Genomic DNA, 857 nt, shown 5'->3' with positions numbered 1-857 from the left:
AAACGCGGCGCACGCGAGGTGTTCTGCTACTTCGACAACGACATCAAGGTGCATGCGCCCTACGACGCGGCGCATCTGGCGCGGGCGCTGGACCTGCCGACGCGGCTGGAGGAGGGTGCGCGCGACCGCTTCGCGCTGCCGGCGGAGATCTCGTTGCGGCCGGCGCGGAAGAAGCGGGCGTAGGACGCCCGCACGGCCGCGCCCGTCCGCCAAGTGCATCCAGGTTGCAGCAGCGTCCTACAGGTGGAGCGGGGGGCCGCGCACTACTTTCGGTTTCCCGAGGTCACCGACGAGGCGAGCATGCCGAGGCCGAACGAGCAGGAAAAAAGCAGCGAAGGTGCCGAGCCTTCCGGGAAACGCGGCTTCCTGAACCGCCTCGGCCCCGGCCTCATCACGGGCGCCGCCGACGACGATCCCAGCGGCATCGCCACCTACACCCAGGCCGGCGCGCAGTTCGGCTACGGCATGGGCTGGACCCTGCTGCTGACCTATCCGTTGATGGTGGGCATCCAGCTCGCGAGCGCGCGCATCGGCCGCACCACGGGCCGCGGCCTCACCTCGGCCTTCGCCACCCTGTGGCCGCGCCCGGTCGTGCTGCTCGCGGTCCTGCTGCTGCTGGTCGCCAATGTGGTGAACCTCGCGGCCGACATCGGTGCCATGGCCGAGGTCGCGCGGCTGGGCCTTGGCGGGCCCGAGGCGCTCTATGCGCTGGGCTTCGGCCTGCTGTCGCTGGCGCTGCAGGCTTGGCTGCCCTACCACCGCTACGTGCGCGTGCTCAAGTGGCTCACGCTCTCGCTGCTGGCCTACGTGGGCGTGGCGCTGGTGGCGCACGTCGACTGGAAGGCCGCGCTCGCGGG

Annotated in this window: 1 protein-coding gene and 1 pseudogene; both read left to right on the top strand. The window is 71.2% G+C overall.

The genetic code is table 11. From position 1 onward, the window contains the following. Window positions 1–183: pseudogene (locus tag ACODT0_RS42345) on the top strand (DUF72 domain-containing protein); the annotation flags it as partial. A gap of 117 nt (window positions 184–300) precedes the next feature. Continuing rightward, window positions 301–857 (top strand): NRAMP family divalent metal transporter (locus tag ACODT0_RS42340; protein ID WP_489044044.1); only part of this gene is annotated, 557 nt, incomplete at its 3' end.

Source organism: Variovorax sp. FG153, from assembly GCF_057809595.1.
The sequence above is the reverse complement of the archived record's forward strand: the minus strand, read 5'-3'. Positions and strand labels throughout refer to the sequence as shown.